Source organism: Methanoregula sp., from assembly GCA_041645435.1.
Classification (GTDB): domain Archaea; phylum Halobacteriota; class Methanomicrobia; order Methanomicrobiales; family Methanospirillaceae; genus Methanoregula.
The window spans coordinates 200078-223803 of sequence record JBAZQB010000006.1 but is presented as its reverse complement, the minus strand read 5'-3'; the positions used below and the strand labels follow the sequence as shown (position 1 = coordinate 223803).

Here is a 23726-nt window from a genome sequence, read left to right as displayed (position 1 = left end):
ATACAATTTTTCCTGATTGGTCCGTTCATCATTGCGCTTCAGACCAACCGTGATGCTCCTGAAACATTATTAATCTGCACCAATTGCTCTGAATTCCTCGCTCATCAGCAATGCAGGCTGCACGGATCTTTTGCCCTGATACCGCAGGCATTCAATTCAAAATCTTTTTTTATTAATGGATTCATATGGAAGTTAAGTGAGCGTTTGTGAACAGGAAACATTTCGGCGACCAGCGGGATCTTTTTAAATTCGATCTCGTTCGCCATATCATGAAATCGATGCCCGGGCTTACCGGTTTCACGTTTATACCCCTTCTGACAGAGAATAACGGGAAACAGGATCGGGAATCCGGCACAAAAAAAGATATGGGAAAAGCAGTGAAAACCGGAAAGGCGGGAAGCCAGAACAGCAACCTTCTCCAGCACGTATCGCGGGTTCAGGAGGTTAAAAGCGATCTTGAATATGTCCAGTCCCTCCATTCCTATTTCAAAAACGAGAACATCATCATGGATACCCTGCACCCGCATACGTTTACCCATCAGGAGCGGGAACAATATTTCCAGAACGTTTTTGCAAATTTCCCGAAGAAATCACTGGTTTTTCTTGACCCGGATATCGGGATTGAAGAGAGCAAGCCGGATCAGCGCCATCTTCTCTTTACCGAGGTGAAGATGATATATGACCATCTCGATACCGGCTCTGTCCTGTTGATCTACCAGCATTTTCCACGGAAAGTCCATGAAGATTATACAAAGAAGCGATGCTCGCAACTGTCAGAACTCACCGGTTCTTCACCCCTCACCATTACCGATAACGAGATCATCTTCTTCCTCCTCACAAAAAGTCCCGGTATGGAGGACCATCTCGAGCTGGTGCTGGAGAAGTATGCGAACAGTTATCCGGCGCTCAGTTCCCGCATATTCAGGTGAATAACCTCTTTTTTGTTCCCGGATGAAGACCGGCCTGTCATCGATCGGCACCGTACCTTACTGAATTTTTAGTTCATCCTTGGCTATATACTCGAGATCGAACTTATAGAAATGGGTAAATCCACAATTACGGCACCGGACGGAGAGATGGCGGGTGCCAACGGTAATATCATGCGGACCGGTCATATGGCAGTTCCGGCATTCTGCATCCTGCACAAGCTCCCAGACCGGATACTTCCCGATCGGTGTAAACGATCCTGGCTGTGCTACATCCTGTATCCGTGGGACAAATACACGGGTTGCACCGCAATTGTCACACGCCACCTGCGCTTTATAGGGAACTGCCTTGATAACCTGGTCTGCCATCTGTTTGCAGTGATAACAGTCCGTGAGGTATTTTGTGAAGATGAACCGGTCGCTCATGAGAGATATTGGATGCGTCAGGGTTCATTAATCTGTTGCCGTGCGGATCTTTTAACAGGTGAAAACAAAGGGTCTATCTTTTTGACGAGCGGGGCTGGGAAAAAATTTGCGGCAATTCCAGCGGCTGCTGCCAAACCGACCTCAATTTTTGTAGTAAATTTAATCACAAGGTGAAAACAATGTAATTTCCATGAAGAAATTCATTGGATTGTTCATTCTGGTGATTGTCATTGCGATGATCAGCGGATGTACCCAGCCGGCAAAGACTGCTGAGGTTACGACTCCTGAAGCTACTGTGATACCAACGATTCCTCCCACGGTAGCAACACCAGAACCAACCATGATACCAACTCCAGCACAGACACTGGTACTCACGCCCGTAAAAACAGTCGCGGCCACGCCGAAGATTACTCTTGTGCCCCAGACCACCAGGACGATTGTCTATATGCGGAACAACACGTTTGTTCCCGTGGAACTCACCGTCCTTCCCGGAACCGGCATCACCTGGGTGAATGATGACTCCATCGTCCACTCTATCAAAACGACCGGAATTCACGCGGGCATGTTCAACTCCGGTGACATTATTCCCACAGCCACGTGGGGGTACACTTTTGGCACGGTTGGGGTGTATGATATCATCTCCCCTGATTACCCGGATATGAAAGGGACAATCGTAGTCAAGGAAGGTGCGTCCGTTGTCGGTGCGCCTCCAATGCAGACACCCTCCCCCTGATGAGAGAAGCATTTTCCCTTTTTTTTGTTTTTACTTTTACGAGGTGATATCGGCCCGTGGGGGGCAATTTTTTGTGCGGCAATAAAACCGGTCGTAATTTATTTAGTAAATTTAATTACAAGGCGAAAACAATGTAATTTCCATGAAGAAATTCATTGGATTGTTCATTCTGGTGATTGTCATTGCGATGGTCAGCGGATGTACCCAGCCGGCAAAGACTGCTGATGTTACGACTCCTGAAGCTACTGCGGTACCAACGGTTCCTCCCACGGTAGCAACACCAGAACCAACCATAATGCCCACAACGGTCGCCACCCCCCAGGGTACTACCGTGCCGGCAACAAAGGTGACTACCGTAGTGCCTACGACTGCCGCAACTTTCCAGAATACTACGACTAATGCTACCGTAGTCAAGACACCTTTACCGGTGCAGACAGCATCGACCAAGATCACGACGATCTATATCCGGAATAATTCGTTTGTCCCCCAGGTACTTACCGTACTGCCGGGAACCGGATTGACGTGGATCAATGATGATGTAACCGTCCATGCGATCAAGACAACGGGTGACCACAAAGGTATGTTCAGTTCAGGGGATTTCCCGAATGGTGCCCAGTGGGGCTACACCTTTGGGGTGAATGAGGGCACGTATGAAATTATCGACACCTACTCGAATGCAACCTGTACGATCATTATCAAGAAAGGTGAGTTACTGTCCTCAAGAACTACCGTACGTCCCACCACAACAGCATAACTTCATTCACTTTTTTAATGACGGAATATTTCTCCAGGACATCCTGAGCCTGTTAAAGATGAATAATTGGTTTTGTTGAAACGGGCATGAACCATTATGTTCACTCCCAAACCATGAAAATCGATTTTATGATTCTCCCCCGCCTCAGGGCCTCTCTTTAGGCACGGCGGGGCAATGAGGTTTTGGTATTTTTTAGTCATTGAACCGCCGCGGGGCGCCCTTTGGGGTTGGCGGAGTTTATCGTATCTGGAGGTATGGGGGTCTCAACCCCCATTATAATTCCTGAAGAGGATATTTTTCAAGATTCTGGTGAGAGCACCCGTTCATGTCCGTTTCAACAGAGCCGGATAATGCCAATCCCCTGAAAGCGCCGGGAAAGATAGATACGGGGATAAGAGAAAAAAACAGGATAAAAAAAACTAATATGATGGGGTTAGTAGTCGCCCATGCCCGGAGGCATGCCGCCCATTCCACCCATGCCACCCATACCGCCCGGGGGCATACCCTCGGGTGCGTGGCTCTTGGAGGATGCAATGACATCGTCAATGCGCAGGATCATGATAGCGGCTTCTGCTGCGGAGGATATTGCCTGGGTCTTGACCCGGAGGGGCTCGACAACGCCGGCTGCCTTCATGTCGACTGCCTTGCCTTCGAACACGTTCAGTCCGTGGGTCTTCTTGCCCTTCTCGTGGGCTGCGCGGATCTCGACAAGCATATCGATGGGGTCAAGTCCTGCATTCTCTGCAAGGGTCCTCGGGATGATCTCGAGTGCTGATGCAAATGCTTCGATAGCGAGCTGTGCCCGGCCACCAACAGTTGCGCCGTACTCGCGGAGACGGAGCGAGAGCTCGGTCTCGGGTGCACCGCCACCGGCAACGACCTTCTTGTCCTCGACAACGACACCGACAACGCGGAGTGCGTCGTGGATAGCGCGCTCGAGTTCGTCGACTACGTGCTCGGTACCGCCCTTGATAATGATCGAGACTGCCTTGGGGTTCTTGCACTGCTCGACAAAGGTCATCTCTTCGCCACCGACCTTGCGCTCCTCAACGAGTCCGGCCTTGCCGAGCTCTTCTTTGGAGATTGCATCGATGGACGAAACGAGGGTTGCACCGGTTGCACGGGCAAGTTTCTCCATGTCGCTCTTCTTGACACGGCGGGTTGCAAAGATGCCTGCCTTTGCAAGGTAGTGCTGTGCAATGTCGTCAATGCCCTTCTGGCAGAAGAGGACGTTTGCACCGCTCTTGACGATCTTGTCAACGATATCCTTGACCATGCGCTCTTCCTCATCGAGGAATGCCTGGAGCTGGTCGGGAGAGGTGATATTGATCTCGGCGTCGACTTCGGTCTTCTTGAACTCGACTGCTGCGTTTAAGAGAAGGATCTTTGCATTGGTGACCTTCTTGGGCATCGAGGGGTGGACGCGTTCCTTGTCGATGAGTACGCCTTCAACAATCTCGGAATCCTCGATCGAGCCACCGGTCTTCTTCTCGACCTTGATGTTCTCGATGTCAACGGTGCCGTCGGCATCGGTGACCATGGTCACTGCCTTGACAACGAGGTCACAGAGCTTGTCCTTGCTGGCCTCTGCGCCCTTGCCGGTCATCGCGGTGCCGGCAATGTTTTTCAGGAGCGTCTTGTCGGTGATTTTTATATCGAAGGCGATCTCTTTTAAGAGTTCCTGGGCCTTCGCGGCTGCCTGGCGGTATCCTGCTGCAATGATCGTCGGGTGGACATCCATCTCAAGGAGGTCTTCTGCCTTCTTTAAGAGTTCCCCGGCAATGATGACTGCGGTGGTTGTCCCGTCGCCGACTTCATCGTCCTGGGTCTTTGCAACCTCGACCATCATCTTTGCGGCCGGGTGCTCAATGTCCATTTCCTTTAAGATGGTAACACCGTCATTGGTGATCACTACGTCGCCAATGGTGTCGACGAGCATCTTGTCCATACCTTTTGGACCGAGCGTGGTCCTGACTGCACTTGCCACTGCCTTTGCGGCGGTGATGTTCATACCCTGAGCGTCGCGGCCGCGGGTACGGGTGCTGCCTTCTTTGAGAATAAGAATCTGCTGTCCTCCAAGTTGTTGTGACATAAATTTCACCACTTTTGCACTAGATTTAGCACTAAAATTGGTTTGTGGTTCTATATATAGGTTATGCAAAAAAGTTCAGTCGCCCAGAAGGTCGAGGAGTTCAAAACCATCCTCAATCCGGTGGAGACGCTTCTCACCGATCACGAGCGTTTTTCCGATCTTCTTTTCCTTGTTGTAATCGGTGATGATGCACATCGCGTGCTTCTTTGCAATCTGCGAGAGGTTGCCGATGAGAGCGGCCCGCTTTACCACTTTCTGGGCAGGACCATACCCCGTAAGGATCGTCTGTTTGTCAAACGTGAGGAGAGCCTGGAACGGGGCTCCGTGAAGCGTGTGGAGGCGGACACCGATCAGCTCTAAGAACTCCATCGGGCTCTGCGGATGGGCACCTGTCTGCTCTTTTTCTGCCTCCATCGCCATGGGCGGTTCATGCCGGATGAGATCGATGGACTCGACAACGCCGGTATTGAAGTATTCCTCGATCCGTATGGCCACATCCAGTGTCGTGCCCATTCCCCCCTCGTACTTGCTGATAGTGCGCCGCGAGACGCCAAGCACGGTCCCGAGATCGCCTAACGACATGTTGCGCCGTTCCCGGAGTTCCCGGAGCGCTTCGCCATTGATGTTGACATACAACCCGCCGGGGGATGCGTACACAAGCGGGGGGATCTTCTCGACAAAATAATCATAGAGGGTTGAGGGACTGATGGCATAGATCCCGTACCGCACGTACACAGCCCCGCGTTCCAGCTCCGCGTCCCGTGCGCGTTCGCCGACTATCAGCGGTATGCCCCCCAGCAGGCGCGAGATGAGTTCGATGTCGAACGCCACCTCTTCGCTCACGGAATCGATGTGGGACACCACCTTGATCACGAGCAACGTCCCGTCGTTCCGTGCAATGAGGTCGAAACTCCGTGGTCGGAGGGTGAACCTCTCGGAGACATCAAAGCCTGCTGTTATCATTACGCTGGTAACCAGCTGGAGCTGGCGGTCCTGAGACATGTAGTTACAAATGGATAGAGCGTGCCCATATATTAATATAGACATGCTGATCGGGATCGATGATACGGACTCGCCGCAGGGTATGTGTACCACGTACCTCGGGGCCGTGCTCGCCCGCCGGCTGATCCATGCACACATGCAGGTGAAGCAGGCCCGGCTCGTCCGGCTCAATCCAAACGTCACGTGGAAGACACGGGGAAATGCCGCGATTGCACTTGATGTCGATGGCGATGCAGACCGGGCGTTTGAGATCGCATGCGCGACTGTTGAGGAGCTTTCTGATCTCTCGTGCGAGAATACCAATCCCGGCGTCGTAGTGGCAGACAGCCGGTTCGATCCTGCGTTCTACTACAAAGCAGTGACAGATTTTTGCGATATTACTGAAGCCGTGACTATCCTTGACGCTGCCGGAGCACGATACCGGGGCTGGAAGAACCGGCGCGGCCTGATCGGAGCAACTGCGGCTGTTGCCAGTGAACTTAAGGATCGCACCTCAGAAATTCTCGTATACCGCCAGCAGGAACGCTGGGGAACCCCCCGCGATGTTGACCGGGACAGCCTCTTTGCCGCCGAGTCGGCAACGTTCCCGCACACGTGGGACACGGTTGATGTGGCAAATGATGTCGTAGTCTGCGTGCCCCATACCCCCGACCCGGTGCTGTTTGGCATCCGGGGCGAGAGCCCGGCTTGGGTGATGGCAGCCCGGCAGATGATCATGTCCGAACCGCACGGCATTGAACAATTATATGTTACCAACCAGGGAACGGATGCGCACCTGCTGCCGGGAAAGACCGGTCTGCTTGACGACCTGCTCTCCTACCGGGTACCGGGGGTGGTGACCAGTGTGCCGAAGACAGGAGAGGGCGGGCACGTTTCGTTCATCATGAAAGACGGAGATTTTCCCGTGCGGTGCATGGCTTATGAACCCACGAAGAATTTCCGTCAGATCATCCGGCAGCTGGTGCCGGGCGATGAGGTGATCGCGGTTGGCAGTTTCAAGAAAGGAAGCATTAACTTAGAAAAAATCCGGATCGTCTCGCTGGCCCGGCCCACGATCACCCGTCCGCCGCTCTGCATCGCGTGCAACAAGCGGATGACCAGCGACGGGAAAGGGAAAGGCTGGAAGTGCAAGCGGTGTGATGCCCGGGCAGTGGTGCCGGAGGTTCTGGAAATGTCCCGCACGCTCAAACCGGGATGGTATGAGGTGCCACCAACTGCCCGGAGGCACCTGGCCAAACCGCTGTGCCGGGGCGAGCCGGAATTGTAACAAAACTGGCATTTTTTGATTCCGTCAACACAGGGCAAGCGGATTAGTAAAAAGGACACTGTAGAAACAGGCATGAATCTATAACGTTCACTCCGGAACTTTAAAAAATCGTTTTTGTGATTATCCCCTCCCTTAGGGCCTCTCTTCAGGCACAGCAGGGCAAGGAGGTTTTAGAATATTTAGTCCTCAAACGCCGCTGGGGTGCCCCGTCGGGGGCGGCGACGTTCATCATTACCGGGGGTATGGGGGTCTCAACCCCCATTATCATATCTTGAGAACACGATTTTCATAGGAAATCCTCTATTTCCCGTCATTCGCTTATTCTCTGCGACAGCGGGGAGTGTGACCCCCTCTCTCCCCCTGAAGGGGAGGCAGCCCAAGGGGAGCATCCCCTTGACCCCCTTTTTTCGGAGTTTTTTCCTTAACCTTGTTCAGAGCTATCGCTACACGGGGGATGCCCGAGCGGCGGGGGCGAAAGTACGATGTGCTGTAGCCCCCGAGAGCGACTGTTTATCTCTCTCTAGGATTTCAACAGAGCACCCAATTCCATAACAAAAAAGTGTTTCATAAAAAACCTGTGCACTATCCTAATATAAAATGGAACATACTGTAGAGCAGGAATATCGCTATGATACCAGATGCGATCCGGGTTCTCTTTGTTGATGATGACCCCGACGTGCGGGAGATTGCCAAGATCTTCCTTGAAAGAGCGGGAGGGTTTACGGTCGATACGCTCACGTCTGGCAGGCTGGCACGGGAACGGGTGACCACGGAGCGTTATGACGCCATCATCTCCGATTACCTCATGGCGGATATGGATGGCATCACGTTCCTGAAACAGCTCAGAAGATCGGGAAATGCAACCCCGTTCATCATCTTCACCGGACGGGGACGGGAAGAGGTAGTCATTGAAGCACTCAACGAGGGTGCTGATTGTTATATCCGGAAAGGCGGCGACGTGAAATCGCAGTTTGCCGAGCTGCAAAACCAGATTCGTTCCGCTGTAGCGCGGAGGCGTGCAGAAGACGCATTGCGGGAGAGCGGGGAGCGGTACCGCCAGTTTTTCAAAACAACGCCGGACGGCCTGTTCATGACCGCTCCGGATGGGCAGTGGGTTGATTGTAATGATGCCTTACAGGAAATGTTTGGCTATGCCAGCTGCAACGAAGTGCTGGCGATGCCGGTCCCTTCGTTCTATGCTCACCCGGAAGAACGGTCTGCTCTCCTCACGAGGGTCGAACGGGATGGACAGGTAAAAGATTATTCCCTGCAGTTTAAGAAAAAAGACGGGACCTTCTTAGAGGGTCTCATCACTATCGTGCCCCAGAAAAACCCGGATGGTTCACTTAAGGGGTTTATGGGATCCGTCAGGGATATTTCCGGGAAAAAACGGGTGGATGCCCTGCCAGCGGATCGCGAACAATTCAACCCGGGCCGTGCGGAAAACCTGCACGATTATATTATTGTATACGGACGAGACGGGAAGATCCTCTATGTAAACCCATCCGTGGCTAAGGCACTGGAGTATGATGCAGAAACGATGGTCGGAACACCCCTGCTCCTGTATGTAGCAGAAGAGTCCCGTAAGAGTGTGGCTGCCGGCATGGCGGTACAGCCGGTAATGGGGGAAATTCCCCTCTATGAGATTGACCTTATTGCCCACGGGGGGCTCAAACGATCGGTGATCGTGAAAAGAAAACCGGTCCAGTTCCACAACAACCCCGCTACCCTCCTGTTCCTCATTGACATCACCCGGAGAAAGGCACTCGAAGATCAGCTCACTGCGCGTGCTGCAGAGCTCGTTCAGATCTCAACGGCATTCCAGCAGGCAAATAAAAAGCTCACGCTCCTTTCCACGATCACAAGGCACGATATCAACAACCAGTTAACGGGACTGATCGGATATCTCGGCATACTCAAACCACAGCAGCCCGATCCCACTCTCACCGCGTTCTGTCAGAAGGCAATAACCGCCACAGAGCGAATCGCAGCCATGATCCGGTTCACCAGAGAATACGAAGAGATCGGGATCACGGCGCCGGCATGGCAGGATATACAGACACTGGTCAATACTGCTGCAAAGGAAGCCCCACTCGGACAGGTCATGGTGAAAAACGATCTCCCTGCGGGCAGGGAAGTATTTGCAGATCCGTTGGTTGTCAAGGTCTTTTACAACCTGCTGGACAATGCCGTGCGGTACGGCAGGAAGATAACAACCGTCAGGTTCTCTGTGCAGGAGTCCGGCAATGACCAGCTGATCGTATGCGAGGATGATGGCGACGGGGTTCCTGCTGATGAGAAGGAGCGGATCTTCGACCGGGGATTTGGGAAGAACACCGGGCTTGGCCTGGCACTTTCACGGGAGATTCTCGATATCACCGGGATCACCATCCGCGAGACCGGTGAGCCGGGGAAAGGCGCACGGTTCGAGATGACAATTCCGAAAGGTATGTGGCGGATTACAGAAAATAATATTCCTTAATGGCAGATACTCTCCGGATTCTTTATGTCGATGATGAACCAACCCACCTGGACATCGGCAAAATTTATCTTGAGAGGGCCGTAGCGTTAACCGTCGATACGGTCACTTCTGCCTCTGAGGCACTCACACTCCTGAATACGGAGCGGTACGATGCCATCATCTCCGATTACATGATGCCGGAGATGGATGGGATCGCGTTTCTCAGGCAGCTCAAAGCATCAGGAAACACAACACCGTTCATCATCTTCACCGGCCGGGGGCGCGAAGAGATTGCCATACAGGCGCTCAACAATGGTGCTGATTTTTATATCCAGAAAGGTGGTGAACCGAAATCACAGTACACCGAGCTTTCAAATAAGGTCCGGTATGCCGTATCGCGCAGGCGTGCAGAAGAAACGCTTGCAGAGAGCGAAGAGAGATACCGGGGCATACTCGAACGTTCTTCTGACGTGATACTGATCCTCGATAAAGAGGTGAGCCCTACCTATGTCTCCCCCTCAGCACGGTCGATCATCGGGTATGATCCGGAAGAACTGGTGGGCAAACCAAAGGAATTTGCTGTGGCAACGATCTTTTCACAGAGCAGCCAGGCATTCATGGATGGCATCCACGCGAATATGAAAGGTGAATCAATCGATATTTCTGAGACACAGATCCGGAAAAAAAACGGGGGCGTGATTTACGTCAATGTGCATTCGGTACCGATTATGCACGAGGGTGCATTTGCCGGTGCACAGGTCTCAATGCGGGACATTACCGAACGCGTGCGGGCGGAACAGGCATTCGGGGAGAGCGAGAGGAAGTATCGCAATCTGGTTGAAACCATAACTGACTGGGTCTGGGAGATCGACCTTGAAGGAACACATACCTACAGCAATCCTGCGGTCCTTAACCTGTTAGGATACCAGGTCAGCGAGATCGTGGGCAGCAGCATCTTTCCCCATATCCATCCTGACGATGAGATCCGGATCGGGGAAATGATCGCCAGTTGTATTGAGGATAAAGATAGCACACCGTATACTACGACCATACGGTGGCTGAAAAAAGACGGTTCTGTCCGGTTATTCGAAAGTGCCATCACTCCCATTGTAGGTGCCGGGGGTGAAATCACCGGGTTCAGGGGCATTGACCGCGACGTCACCGAGCGCAAACGGTCTGAAGATGCAATGCTCCAGATGAATAAGAAACTCACGATGCTCAATGGTATCACCCGGCATGATATCCTGAACAAGCTGATGGCACTGCGGACTTACCTTGAACTCTCAAAAGAGGCAGGAGACAATCCGGATTTCCTGGAATATGTCCGGAAGGAAGAAGAGATCGTCGAGGCGATTGAGGGGCAGATCGAGTTTACCAGCACCTACCAGGACATCGGGGCACAGGCACCGAAATGGCAGAGCCTTTTAGAAGTGATCCACTCCGCATCAGGGGAGCTGAAACCCCGGAATGTGAAAATTAACAACTCCGTGGCCGGCCGGGAGATCTTTGCCGATCCCCTCATCACGAAGGTGTTCTACAACATTATGGAAAATTCCCTCCGCCACGGGGAGAGCGTAACGGAAATGGAGTATGCAGTGCAGGAGAAGGAGGACAATCTCATCATTATCTATCGCGATAATGGCAAAGGTATTCCCGCAGAGGATAAGAAGAATATCTTTGAAAAAGGGTTCGGAAGACATACGGGTCTTGGCCTGTTCCTGTCAAAGGAGATCCTCTCGATCACCGGCATAACGATCCTCGAGAACGGAGAGCCGGGCAAAGGGGCACGGTTCGAGATGGCGGTGCCAAAAGGAATGTGGCGGCTTACCAGCGGGAGATAAATTCCCTTTTTTAAGAGGGGGGATATCTTCCGTCTTACGGTTACAACACCAAAGCGGGAGACTACGGGCAGAAGGTCAGGAGATGGTGATGATACACCTCTCTTTTTCCTTTGCCCCGGTTTTTATAAGAAGAAGATAGTGGAGGTCTATCTTTTGTTTTGGGAAGTCCTGGCCAGCTGCACCCGCTCAAGCGCAAGAGCCATCTGGTTGGCAAACGCCGTGAGGATACGCTCCTGCTCATGAGTAATGATGCCATCGGGTTCAGCGGGTTTTACTCCCAGGATCCCAAGCACGCCCGCCGAACTCTGCAGCGGAATGTACCGGAGCCGGGACCCATGGAGGGTATCGGTATCATAACCGGCAACGGCACCATGCTGGAAAGCCCAGGTCGCTACGGCAATGTCATCTGCATTCAGGACAAGCCCGTGACCCAGCGGGTGAGCGGTGAGAGAGTCCCTGTCCGGGAGAAGGACCACGCTTTCCCACTGGAAAATTTCCCGGATATGCCGGGTTACCGCCACGATGATGGAATCTGCATCCGCAGCAACCGTGAGGTCCTGCGAAAGCGCGTACAGCGTCCCGGTCTCCTTCTCCCGCTCCTGGGCGGCAAAGGCATGCTCGCGTACCCGGGTGACCAGCAGGCTGACCAGGGCACCGACAATAATCATGCCCGCAAATGTGATGACGTATTCGGTATCGGTCACCCGGAACGTGAGGTACGGGGGGATAAAGAAGAAATCAAAGGCAAGAACCCCGATGATGGCAGTAAAGATGGCCGGCCGCAGTCCTCTCCTGAATGCAATGACAACCACCGCGAGGAGGTAGAGCATGGCAAGATTCGTCGGTGATATGAACGATTTGACCAGCCAGCCGATGATGGTAATGATCGTGATAAGGGCAAAACTCGCGAGGTAATCCTTCGGGGGAGTTACGGGCAGCAGGAGTTCCAGGTCGACCATTTTCTGCGGGATATGCTCATTGCTGCTGATCACGTAGACATCGATATTGCCGCTGTAGTGGATGAGCTGGTCGACAACGGACCCGAAAACGTATTCCTGCCATCGCGGGCGGAGTGTTTTTCCGATGACGATGCGGGTGATATTGTGCCGGCGTGCATAATCGATCACGGTCGACGCGATATTGAGCCCGAACAGGGTGACGCTGGTGGCTCCCAGTTTCTCGGCAAGCTGCAGGGTCCGCGTCAGTTGTTCCTTGGCTTCTTTTGAAAGGCGGTGGTGCGCCGGGGTCTCAACGTAGATGGCAGTCCACTGGGCTCCCATGCGGTCAGCCTGCCGCCGGGCGGTCCGTATCAGCCGCTCGGATAACGGACTGGGGCCGACAGAAACAAGGATATGTTCTCCCGCAGCCCACGGGCCCGGGATCGCCCGGGTCTGCATATAGGCGAGCATCTGTTCATCAACCCGCTCTGCGGCACGGCGGAGAATAAGTTCACGCAGCGCGTAGAGATTTCCCTCGTTGAAGAACTGCTCGATCGCCCGTGCTGCCATATCGGGAACATAGACTTTCCCGTCCCGCAACCGCTGGAGAAGTTCCGGCGGTGCGAGATCGACGACCTCGATCTCTGCTGCTTCATCGATCACCCGGTCGGGAATCGTCTCACGCACGAGCACCCCGGTGATCTGGGCAACAACATCATTCAGGCTCTCTATATGCTGGACATTTAACGTGGTATAGACATCGATGCCGGCATCGAGCAATTCCTCGACATCCTGGTAGCGTTTGGCGTGCCGGGACCCGGGAACATTGGTATGGGCGAGTTCATCGACAAGAACGAGCGATGGCCGGCAACGAAGCGTTGCATCGAGGTCGAACTCCGGAAGCGTGACCCCCCGGTACTCCATCTGCTTCCGGGGAATGAGGGTGAGCCCTTCGAGCAGCGCTTCGGTCTCGGGCCTGCCGTGGGTTTCAACATACCCGGCTTTGACATCAACTCCTTCGGTGTGCCGGAGGTGTGCTGCCTTGAGCATCTCGTAGGTTTTCCCGACGCCTGCAATATAGCCAAGGAAAATTTTCAGTTTGCCCCGGTGCTTCCGCCGCTCCTCACCCTGCACGCGGGCAAGGAGAAGATCGGGATCGGGACGACATTCAGGAGAGACGACCATGGAACCTCATCACACCACACCCATCAGTACGAGCACCATATCGATAATCTTTATGCCGATAAACGGGGCAATGATCCCGCCTATACCATAGATGACTATGTTATTCCGCAGGGCAACTTCTGCCGTCATCGGACGATAGGTTACGCCCTGGAGCGCAAGCGGGATGAGGGCAACGATGATCAGTGCATTGAAGATCACGGCAGAGAGGATCGCGTTGTGGAGGCCCAGGAAATTCAGCGCTGCAAGTGCAGGATACGTGCTTATGAATGCTGCCGGGATGATCACGAAATATTTTGCAAGATCGTTTGCGATCGAGAACGTAGTGAGTGCCCCCCGGGTCATGAGGAGTTGTTTCCCAATTTCGACGATCTCGATCAGTTTTGTCGGGTTGCTATCGAGATCGATCATGTTCGCCGCTTCGCGTGCCGGCTGGGTGCCGGTATTCATGGCAACGGCAACATCAGCCTGGGCAAGGGCCGGGGCATCGTTGGTCCCATCTCCCGTCATGGCCACCATCCGTCCTCCGGTCTGGTACTCGCGGATAAGGTTGAGTTTGCTCTCGGGCGTTGCTTCTGCAAGGAAATCATCGACACCGGCTTCTGCCGCAATAGTCGCGGCAGTCAGGCGATTGTCACCCGTTATCATGACCGTTTTGATCCCCATCTTCCGGAGCTGGGCAAAACGCTCCCTGATTCCGCCCTTCACGATATCTTTTAAATGAACGACACCCAGTGCTTTGCCGTTCTTCGTGACAACAAGCGGGGTCCCCCCAGCAAGGGAAATGGTCTCTATTTCTTTCCTGAGGGCATCTGACACGGGATTGCCATTCGTTTCGATATGCCTGAAGATCACATCTGCGGCGCCCTTCCGGATATATACATTGTCGACATCGACACCGCTCATCCGGGTCTGGCTCGAGAACGGGACGAACTGCATCCCGGTACCGGATTCCGTTGCCCCGACGGTCCGGCCGCGAAGCCCGTATTTCTCTTTTGCCAGAACGACGATGCTGCGGCCTTCTGGGGTCTCATCGGCGAGCGATGCGAGCTGTGCGGTTTCCACCAGCACCATGATATCCGTCCCGTCAACCGGGATCAGCTCGACGGCCTGCCGGTTGCCGAGGGTGATCGTGCCGGTCTTGTCGAGCAGGAGGACATCCACGTCACCCGCTGCTTCGATTGCCCTGCCCGAGGTCGTTATCACGTTGCGCCGGATAAGCCGGTCCATACCGGCGATGCCGATGGCGCTGAGCAGGCCGCCGATGGTAGTCGGTGCGAGGCAGACGAGCAGGGCAACAAGGACCGTGATGGTAACCGGGATGCCTTCACCTGCGGACTGTACGCTGTACACCGAGAACGCCCAGAGCGTTGCACAGACTACGAGAAAGACAGCAGTCAGCCCGATAAGGAGGATATTCAGTGCAATCTCGTTCGGGGTCTTCTGCCGCTTTGCTCCTTCCACGAGACTGATCATGTGGTCGAGGAAACCCTCGCCGGCATTGGCGCTCACCCGGATGATGAGCCAGTCCGAAAGCACTGCCGTGCCCCCGGTAACAGCGCTCCGGTCCCCGCCGGATTCCCGTATGACCGGCGCACTTTCTCCCGTGATCGCGCTCTCGTTTACCGAAGCTATCCCTTCAACCACTTCCCCATCGACCGGGATCGTATCCCCGGCTTTTACGTAGAAAAGATCGGTCTTGTGCAGGGTTGCAGAGGAAGCTTCGAGGTAATCGGCGGAACCGGGTTCCCTCCCTTTCACGATCTCGTACCCGAGATAGAGCTTCTTTGCCATCGTGTCCTGCCGCATCTTCCGCAGCGACTCTGCCTGCGCCTTGCCCCGTCCTTCTGCGAGTGCCTCGGCAAAATTTGCAAAGAGGACCGTGAACCAGAGCCATGCGGAGATCGCACCGATGAACCCGGCCGGGGCTTCCCCGTTCCCGGTGAGCGCCTGGAGCCAGAGCAGGGTCGTTAAGGCGCTGCCGGCTTCGACTACGAACATAACCGGGTTCCGGATCATCAGGCGCGGATCGAGCTTCATGACCGCATCGATAACCGCCCGTTGGTAGATTGCCGGCAGGACCGCACCGGAGTTCCGTTTTCCGGAGAGTTCCGGCATAATCAGACACCCCCTCCGAGCATAAGATGTTCGACAATCGGACCCAACGCAAGAGCCGGAAGGAAACTAAGTGCCCCGATGATGACAACAACAAAGACCAGCCAGATGATGAAGAGCGGGCGGTGGTCGGACAGCGTTCCCTCCCCAGCCGGAACGATCTTTTTTACCACCAGCGAGCCGGCAAGAGCAAGCGTGAGAACCGCTACACCGAAGCGGCCGATGAACATGCAGGCAGCAGTCATAAGGTTATAGAACGGGCTGTTGACAGACAGACCGGCAAAAGCACTGCCGTTATTTTGTGCGGTGGAGGTAAAGGCATACAGGATCTCCGAGAAACCGTGGGGGCCCGGGTTGAGGATTGCCGTTTTTCCCGGATCCACAAGAACTGCGACTGCCGTACCGATTAGGATCAGGAAGATCGGGATGAGGATGATGATAATGGCAATGGCCATTTCCCGGGGCTCGATCTTCTTGCCGAGATATTCCGGTGTCCGGCCAACCATCAGCCCGGCAATGAACATCGCTATGATCACAAAGATAAGCATGCCGTACAGGCCGGACCCGATACCCCCGTAGACCACCTCCCCGAACTGCATCATGAGCAGCTGGACAAAACCCCCGAGAGGGGTAAACGAGTCGTGCATTGAATTGACCGCCCCACAGGATGCTGCCGTGGTAACCACGGAGAAGAGGGCGGAGGGCATGATGCCAAACCGCACTTCCTTGCCCTCCATGTTGCCGCCCGGCTGGAGAACGGTCGTGGTCTGGTCGATTCCCATGCCGGTAAATGCGGGATTGCTCCCGAGTTCCGCCCAGATGGCAAGGCCAAGGAGCGGCAGGAAGATAATCGTCATGGCGATCAGGATACTTACACCTTTCCTCCCGGCCCCGACCAACCGGCCGAAGGAATAGCAGAGCGCTGCCGGGATCAGGAGGATTGCAATGATCTCGATGAAGTTGACAAACGGTGTGGGATTCTCGAACGGGTGCGCCGAGTTTGTATTGAAGAACCCGCCCCCGTTCACCCCGAGCTGTTTGATCGCGATCTGGGATGCAGCGGGCCCGAGCGGGAGGGTCTGGGTGGTGACCAGGGCACCGCTCGCATCCGTTACGGGATCGAGAAGTGGCACGGTGATCGGCCCGCCAAGCGTCTGGACGGTGCCCTGCGATACGAGGATGAGCGCGATGATGATGCTGAGCGGCAGAAGGATCATTACGCTCCGTATGAGCAGTACCCAGAAGTTTCCGATCGTGGAGGCAGACCTCCGGGAGAGGCCGTACGCGAGCCCGACGAGGACCGCGAGGCCCGTAGCCGCCGACGTGAAGTTCTGGACGCACAGGCCAATCATCTGGGTGAGGTAGCTGACACCGGTCTCCCCGGCGTAGGCCTGCCAGTTGGTGTTGGAAACGAAACTGACTGCGGTGTTGAGCGAAAGATCCCACGAGGGCGATCCCACTCCCGCAGGATTGAGCGGAAGGACGGGCTGGGCCAGCTGGAGCACAAAGAGGAAGACGATTCCGATGAACGAGAAGACCATCATCGCAATAGCAAAGGTCTTCCAGTCCATCTCGTCATCAGCCTTCACCTGCGACCATGCGAGGAGCCGGTGTTCGAGAGGTCCGGTAACCGGCGAGAGGAGATGGGGTTCCCCTTTGAGGACCTTCACCATGAACCGGCCCAGCGGGACGACCGTCACGATAAAGACACCAATGAAGAGGATCAGAACAATCCAGTCCGGGATCCGCAATCCCGATCCATCCGGTGAAACAGGATCTGCCTGTGACGGGAATGACGGGACGACATGAGTGGTGCTCATGTCATCAAGCGCGAGGTTGAGCTTCAGGACATTGACCCGGGGTTCACCAAAGATCCCGAACTGCCGGGGTTCGATCTGGCTGGTTACGAGCGTTTTTACATCCGTCTCGCCCAGGTTCCGTTCCCGGGCAATGCGATGGACCTGGTAGTATGCAGCGGCAACACTGATGTCCGGGTCCAGCCCGCTTCCCGAAGCGGTGACAAGATCGACCGGGATCGGCAGCGTGTTGGCCGGATCTGCTGCATGAAGGGCTTCGACCCTTGCCTTCACCGCACTTGCGAGTGCCGGGTTCGAGGGGCCGAGATTTGAACCTGATGATAACCCGGCGTTATAGGGCACCGGAGCAGTGGCGGAAGGCCGTCCCCAGAAATATCCCGGCGATGTGAACGGCTGCCCGATGAGTGCTGAACCGGCAACGGTCCCGTCATGAACGATGAGGTTGCCGTTGGCCTGTACAGGAAAGACCACCAGTGCGATCCCGGTGATGAAAAGAGGATAAAAAATCCCGGTGATAAGCGTGAGCAGGAGAAAAATAACGATTGCTGGTTTCAGCTGGTTCCGGATTATCGAGGGGACGGGTTTTAAATCCATAGAAGTACTGCCTCTGATCTCATTGACTCCAATCCGTACTGGAAGAAAGTGCTACTATTCTTGTGTTCATGCTGGCGGTATTTATGCCCATTGACGATTGTGAAGGCGTTGCAAACAGGGAAAAAAGGATTTGAATTCTGGATCACGCCGGAAAAGTCTGCGCTGGTGGAAGAATTATTCCATGCATCGCAGTATAAAAACATGACATCGCGCGGAAAAGAAATCCGGTTTATGATCAGGAATTCATACACACGTATTAAAAGGATTTTGACCGTGCAATTTAGCGGGCTTACAACAGCCCCTTTTTTGACTGGTAGGGTAGACCGATCCAAGGGAAAAAACCTGTTTTTTCTGCGCCCGGTGGAATCGTACAGATCTCTTACCGTAATGAGGCATACAGGAATTCTCATTACCGTTGATACTAAGGCAATTCTTCATTATCTATCATTCAGTTTGATGGAAGGAAGGTTCCTACTAGTACATATAAATATTTGTAAGAAGAACATTTCTGTGTAATACGAAAAAGGAGGGACCATGCACCAGAACACACGCTATCGTCCAGGGGGAACCGGCTCATCGGAAATCCCCCGGATGATGACTGAGCCTGGTACGCTGCGAATGCGTATCATGCCAAAGAATTCCGGACCGAAGGTCGAACTCACCTGCTTACCCCTGGGCGGAAAGATCAAGGCAACGCTGCCGGAAACCCTGCACGTTGATGTTAGTTGATCCCGAACCGGGAGTTGGGTATGGATGATCCCGCAAAAACAGGGGATCCGGGGGAGGCCGGATTAGGAAATTGTGTCCGGACGGCAACCCGCAGTGATCGGGAATCTCTGGAGAATTCCCGTTTAAAAAAAAATTTAATTACATTTCAGAAATCCGACAGGCAGCATATAAAAAAAACTGGCGAAGAAAGGAGGCTTATAACAATGAAACGACAAGTGGCAATTTACGGAAAAGGCGGTATCGGCAAATCGACTACAACCCAGAACACGGTTGCAGCACTGGCAGAAGCGGGAAAGAAAGTCATGGTGGTCGGGTGCGACCCGAAAGCAGACTCAACAAGGCTCCTGCTCCATGGCCTGTGCCAGAAGACGGTGCTTGACACCCTGCGGGATGAAGGCGATGACATCGAACTCGATGCAATCCTCAAGCCCGGGTTCGGCAACACCCGGTGCGTTGAATCGGGAGGACCGGAGCCGGGGGTCGGCTGTGCCGGCCGCGGCATCATCACGTCCATCAACCTGCTCGAATCGCTCGGTGCCTACACAGACGACCTCGACTATGTCTTCTACGATGTGCTCGGCGACGTGGTCTGCGGCGGATTCGCGATGCCAATCCGGGAAGGAAAGGCAGAAGAGATCTACATCGTGGCATCCGGTGAACTGATGGCGCTCTATGCAGCCAACAATATTGCAAAAGGGATCAAGAAATACGCCGATAACGGAAAAGTGAGGCTCGGCGGGATCATCTGCAACAGCAGGAAAGTCGACAACGAACTTCCGCTCCTCAAGGCATTTGCCGAGGAGCTCGGGTCCCAGCTCATCTACTTCGTCCCGCGTGACAACCTCGTCCAGCGGGCCGAGATCCACAAGAAGACCGTCATCGACTTCGACCCGACCTCCGGGCAGGCCAACGAGTACCGGAACCTGGCAAAAGCCATCGATGAGAACAAGCTGTTCGTCATCCCGAAACCCATGAAACAGGAACGCCTGGAAGAGCTCATGATGCAGCACGGGTTCCTCGACGCGATGTGAAGTGCGGAAAAAATTCAAACACGAGAGAAAAAAGGCGGATGTGAAACAGTGTTACTGATACGTGCAATTGTGCGGCCGGAAAAGAAAGACGAAGTGCTTGCTGAACTCTCCTCTGCAGGATTCAATGCAGCGACTATGGTCGATGTCGTGGGCCGGGGAAAGCAGAAAGGGATCAAGATCGGGGGGATGGTCTACGATGAGATCCCAAAGACGCTCATCCTGATGGTTATCCCGGAGGATGCCAAGGATAAGGTCATAAAGATGATCCTGGCCATCGCAAAGACCGGAACCGAAGGCACCTTTGGCGACGGCAAGATCTTTGTGAGCCCGGTCGATGAGGTCTACACTATCTCGAAGGGAACCCGGGGTCTCTAAAGGAGGAGCACGATGAAAGAAATTATGGCGATCGTCCGGATGAAGAAGACCGGCGCCACGAAAAAAGCCCTCATCGCCACCGGCGTTGCCGGGTTTACCGCGGTCAAGGTACTCGGGCGGGGCCGGCTGGTCACCGATCCAAAAGCGATCGAGGAATGCAAAGAAAAACTCCTCTCCATGGGAATGGACGAGTTCAGCGAATCCGGGGATACGGACAAGATCGTCACCAGTTTCCTGGACGGCTCGCGGTCCTTCCCGCGGCGCCTGTTCACGATCCTGGCGCACGATGACGATGTCCCCCGGATCATCGAGGCGATCGCAAACGCGAACAGGACAGAGTACGGGATTGGCGACGGAACAATCTTTGTAATGCCGGTTGCCGACGCGGTCCGCGTGCGCACCGGCGAAGCTGGGGAAGCGGCTATCTGGTAAACCGGGAGGAAAACATGGCAGAAATAGACGGAACCTTAGAGGAGATGCTCGTACCCTACCCGGATTTGGTTAAGAAAAACCGGAAGAAGCATCTCATCGTAAAGAACGAGGCAGCGGCATGCTGTCCGCAGATCGAGGCGAACACGCGGACGATTCCCGGCATCATCTCGCAGCGCGGCTGTGCGTACGCCGGGTGCAAAGGCGTGGTCGTGGGCCCGATCAAGGATATGATCACCATCACCCACGGCCCGGTCGGCTGCGGGTACTACAGCTGGGGAACCCGGCGCAACAAGGCCCGGGCGGATGACACGACCCCGAAAGACAAGATCTACTCCCAGCTCTGCTTCATCACCGACATGCAGGAGCCCGACATCGTCTTTGGCGGGGAGAAGAAACTCGCAAAGATGATCGACGAGGTCGTGGCCGCATTCCACCCCCGGGCGATCAACATCTGCGCCACCTGCCCGGTCGGTCTCATCGGCGATGACATCGGGGCAGTAGCAAAAGCTGCTGAAGAACGCCACGGGATCCAGGTGCTCGCGTACAACTGCGAAGGCTACAAAGGGGTCAGCCAGTCGGCCGGCCACCACATCGCCAACAACAACCTCATGGAAAAAGTCATCGGTACCGGCGCTGAGCGCAAACCCGGCAACCACGTCATCAACCTGCTCGGGGAGTACAACATCGGCGGCGACGGCTGGGAACTGGAACGGATCCTCAAAGAGATCGGCTACACGGTCAACTGCGTCCTGACCGGGGATTCCAGTTACGTAGACATCAAAAACCTGCACCTCGCGGACCTCAACCTCGTGCAGTGCCACCGCTCGATCAACTACATCGCTGAGATGATGGAGACGAAGTACGGAACACCGTGGCTAAAAGTCAACTTCATCGGGATCGACTCCACCAACCAGTCGCTGCGCCAGATGGCACAGTGCTTCGGGGACGAGGAACTCGTGAAGCAGACCGAAGTGGTCATCGAGCGGGAGACCGCACGGATCGCGCCGGTCCTCGAGCAGTACGGTAAGATCCTCAAAGGCAAAACTGCGTTTGCAATCGTCGGCGGCTCGCGGAGCCACCACTACCAGTACCTGCTCCGCGACCTTGGCATGGAGATGATCATCGCCGGCTACGAGTTCGCCCACCGGGACGACTACGAAGGCCGCCAGGTCATCCCCACGATCAAGACCGATGCTGACTCAAAAAATATTCCCGAGCTCCATCTTGTTGCCGATGAAAAAATGTACCGCGAAGCCCATGTCCACCTGAACATGTCCAAAGAGAAATACGATGAACTCAAAAAAGCAGTCCCGCTCAACTACTACGAGGGCATCTACCCGAACATGAAAGACGGGCAGGTGATCATCGACGATGCAAACCACCACGAAGTCGAGGTTTTGATCCGGACGGCAAAACCCGACCTGTTCCTCTCAGGAGTCAGGGACAAGTACATTGTCCACAAGATGGGCGTTGCCTCCAAACAGCTGCACGCCTACGACTACAGCGGACCCTACGCCGGCTACAATGGCGCCCTGAACTTTGCCCGGGACGTGGTCAATGCCCTGACCACCCCGGCCTGGAAACTGATCACTCCCCCCTGGGAGAAAACCGAAGAACCACGGAGTGAAACCCATGCTTGAATGCATACCGGAAGGCCCGGTCGTCCACACGACCGGCAAGATCAACCCGGCAAAAACCTGTCAGCCGCTCGGCGCCATGTATGCCGCGCTCGGTATTCACGGCTGCCTGCCCCACAGCCACGGCTCGCAGGGCTGCTGCGCGTACCACCGCATGCACCTCACCCGGCATTTCCGGGACCCGGTGCTCGCGTCGTCCAGTTCTTTTACCGAAGGCGCCTCGGTCTTTGGCGGCGCTGCCAACTTAAAGACCTCTATCAAGAACGTCTTTGCGATCTACAATCCCGAGATCATGGCAGTCCATACCACCTGCTTAAGCGAGACGATCGGCGACGATCTCCCCAACATCATCAAAACGGCAGAAATTCCGGAAGGAAAAACGGTCATCCACGTCAACACCCCGAGCTACCAGGGCTCCCATATCACCGGGTTCTCCGGCATGTGCAAAGCGATGGTCTCGTATCTCGCCCAGGCTGACGGCACGGGCAAAAAATCGCAGATGAATGTCCTGCCCGGCTTTGTCAATCCCGGCGACATGCGGGAGATCCGCAGGATCGTGGACCTGCTCGGCATCAAGATGATCATGTTCCCGGACACCTCCAACGTGCTCGACACCCCCCTGACCAGCAGGTACCAGATGTACCCGGATGGCGGTGCCACGGTCGCAGAGATCCGGGATTCCGGCAATTCGGAAGTCACGCTTGCGCTCGGCTCGTACGCCTCGCACGATGCCGCCGAAGTGCTGCAGGAGAAATGCGGGGTCACCGGCATTCCGCTCAAGCTGCCCATCGGGATCAAAGCAACCGATGATTTCATCATGGCCGTAAAGGACTGGTTCGGGGTCGAGATCCCCGCGTCCCTCACGCTCGAACGCGGGCAGGTTGTGGATACGCTGATCGACACGCACTTCCACTACCAGGGAAAACGCGTCGCAGTTTTCGGTGACCCCGATCACGTGATCGCGCTCACCGAGTTCCTGCTCGCAATGGGCATGGTCCCGGTGTATGTCCTCACGGGCACACCCGGCAAAGCCTTCGAGACGGAGATTAAGAAGATGCTCGAAGAAGCGGGAATCACCGGCGCCAGAGTCAAAGCAGAAGGCGACCTCTTCGAACTCCAGCAATGGATCAAAGAGGCCCCGGTCGATCTCCTGATCGGCACCTCGTATGGCAAGTACATTGCCCGGGCCGAGGATGTCCCGTTCGTCCGCTTCGGCTTTCCCATCCTGGACCGGGCCGTCCACCCGCTCATGCCGGTGGTCGGCTACCGGGGATGCCTGCGCCTGATCGAGCAGATCAGCAACGCGCTCCTGGAACGCCGGGACCGCGACTGCCTGGATGAAGATTTCGAACTTGTGTTATAACGGGTAATGCC

At 54.9% G+C, this 23726-nt stretch carries 18 protein-coding genes; 12 read left to right on the top strand and 6 right to left on the bottom strand.

The features are described from left to right. The first annotated feature begins 206 nt into the window (after positions 1–206). Positions 207–929, top strand: coding sequence for a hypothetical protein (locus WC593_13330; protein ID MFA4826129.1), 723 nt, complete (start codon positions 207–209; stop codon positions 927–929). Between the two features lie 57 nt (positions 930–986). On the opposite strand, the gene WC593_13325 is transcribed toward WC593_13330, so the two are convergent. Next, a complete protein-coding gene (locus WC593_13325; protein MFA4826128.1) occupies positions 987–1352 on the bottom strand; it encodes a hypothetical protein in 366 nt (121 codons plus the stop codon). Positions 1353–1542: 190 nt separating this feature from the next. Between WC593_13325 and WC593_13320 the strand changes: the two genes are divergently transcribed. Then, a complete protein-coding gene (locus WC593_13320; protein MFA4826127.1) occupies positions 1543–2085 on the top strand; it encodes a hypothetical protein in 543 nt (180 codons plus the stop codon). A 142-nt stretch (positions 2086–2227) separates the two neighbouring features. Continuing rightward, positions 2228–2839 (top strand): hypothetical protein, encoded by a 612-nt coding sequence (locus tag WC593_13315; protein ID MFA4826126.1) that lies wholly within the window; start codon positions 2228–2230, stop codon positions 2837–2839. A gap of 433 nt (positions 2840–3272) precedes the next feature. Here WC593_13315 and thsA read toward each other — a convergent pair whose 3' ends face one another. Together thsA and WC593_13305 are read right to left on the bottom strand one after the other, a co-directional pair. Further along, positions 3273–4931 carry a thermosome subunit alpha gene (gene thsA, locus WC593_13310; GenBank protein MFA4826125.1) on the bottom strand — a complete coding sequence of 553 codons (1659 nt, stop codon included), beginning with the start codon at positions 4929–4931 and terminating at the stop codon, positions 3273–3275. Positions 4932–5006: 75 nt separating this feature from the next. Next, positions 5007–5933 carry a transcriptional regulator gene (locus tag WC593_13305; protein MFA4826124.1) on the bottom strand — a complete coding sequence of 309 codons (927 nt, stop codon included), beginning with the start codon at positions 5931–5933 and terminating at the stop codon, positions 5007–5009. 43 nt (positions 5934–5976) lie between these two features. Between WC593_13305 and WC593_13300 the strand changes: the two genes are divergently transcribed. The 3 genes from WC593_13300 (at position 5977) to WC593_13290 (ending at position 11502) form a co-directional block, all read left to right on the top strand. Beyond that, positions 5977–7200 (top strand): tRNA(Ile)(2)-agmatinylcytidine synthase, encoded by a 1224-nt coding sequence (locus tag WC593_13300; GenBank protein MFA4826123.1) that lies wholly within the window; start codon positions 5977–5979, stop codon positions 7198–7200. Between the two features lie 628 nt (positions 7201–7828). Further along, positions 7829–9682 (top strand): PAS domain S-box protein, encoded by a 1854-nt coding sequence (locus WC593_13295; GenBank protein ID MFA4826122.1) that lies wholly within the window; start codon positions 7829–7831, stop codon positions 9680–9682. Further along, a complete protein-coding gene (locus WC593_13290) occupies positions 9682–11502 on the top strand; it encodes a PAS domain S-box protein (protein MFA4826121.1) in 1821 nt (606 codons plus the stop codon). Before WC593_13295 ends, WC593_13290 begins: the two co-directional genes overlap by 1 nt. 146 nt (positions 11503–11648) lie before the next feature. On the opposite strand, the gene WC593_13285 is transcribed toward WC593_13290, so the two are convergent. Genes WC593_13285 through kdpA form a run of 3 tightly spaced genes read right to left on the bottom strand, consistent with a single transcriptional unit; the run spans position 11649 to position 18148 of the window. Further along, entirely contained in the window at positions 11649–13625 is a 1977-nt protein-coding gene (locus WC593_13285; GenBank protein MFA4826120.1) for a sensor histidine kinase KdpD, read from the bottom strand. A 9-nt stretch (positions 13626–13634) separates the two neighbouring features. Beyond that, entirely contained in the window at positions 13635–15740 is a 2106-nt protein-coding gene (gene kdpB / locus WC593_13280; protein ID MFA4826119.1) for a potassium-transporting ATPase subunit KdpB, read from the bottom strand. A gap of 2 nt (positions 15741–15742) precedes the next feature. After that, a complete protein-coding gene (gene kdpA, locus WC593_13275) occupies positions 15743–18148 on the bottom strand; it encodes a potassium-transporting ATPase subunit KdpA (GenBank protein ID MFA4826118.1) in 2406 nt (801 codons plus the stop codon). A 534-nt stretch (positions 18149–18682) separates the two neighbouring features. Between kdpA and WC593_13270 the strand changes: the two genes are divergently transcribed. The 6 genes from WC593_13270 (at position 18683) to nifK (ending at position 23715) form a co-directional block, all read left to right on the top strand. Continuing rightward, positions 18683–18877, top strand: coding sequence for a hypothetical protein (locus WC593_13270; protein MFA4826117.1), 195 nt, complete (start codon positions 18683–18685; stop codon positions 18875–18877). A 203-nt stretch (positions 18878–19080) separates the two neighbouring features. Then, complete coding sequence (nifH, locus tag WC593_13265; protein MFA4826116.1) at positions 19081–19908, top strand: nitrogenase iron protein; 828 nt, start codon at positions 19081–19083, stop codon at positions 19906–19908. Positions 19909–19956: 48 nt separating this feature from the next. Then, a complete protein-coding gene (locus WC593_13260; protein ID MFA4826115.1) occupies positions 19957–20283 on the top strand; it encodes a P-II family nitrogen regulator in 327 nt (108 codons plus the stop codon). A 12-nt stretch (positions 20284–20295) separates the two neighbouring features. Continuing rightward, the gene (locus tag WC593_13255; protein ID MFA4826114.1) at positions 20296–20715 is read left to right on the top strand and encodes a P-II family nitrogen regulator; all 420 of its coding nucleotides are present in this window, start codon (positions 20296–20298) and stop codon (positions 20713–20715) included. A 14-nt stretch (positions 20716–20729) separates the two neighbouring features. After that, on the top strand, positions 20730–22355 hold the full coding sequence (gene nifD, locus WC593_13250) for a nitrogenase molybdenum-iron protein alpha chain (GenBank protein ID MFA4826113.1): 1626 nt from the start codon (positions 20730–20732) through the stop codon (positions 22353–22355). After that, positions 22348–23715 carry a nitrogenase molybdenum-iron protein subunit beta gene (gene nifK / locus WC593_13245; GenBank protein MFA4826112.1) on the top strand — a complete coding sequence of 456 codons (1368 nt, stop codon included), beginning with the start codon at positions 22348–22350 and terminating at the stop codon, positions 23713–23715. Before nifD ends, nifK begins: the two co-directional genes overlap by 8 nt. The last annotated feature ends 11 nt before the right edge of the window (positions 23716–23726 follow it).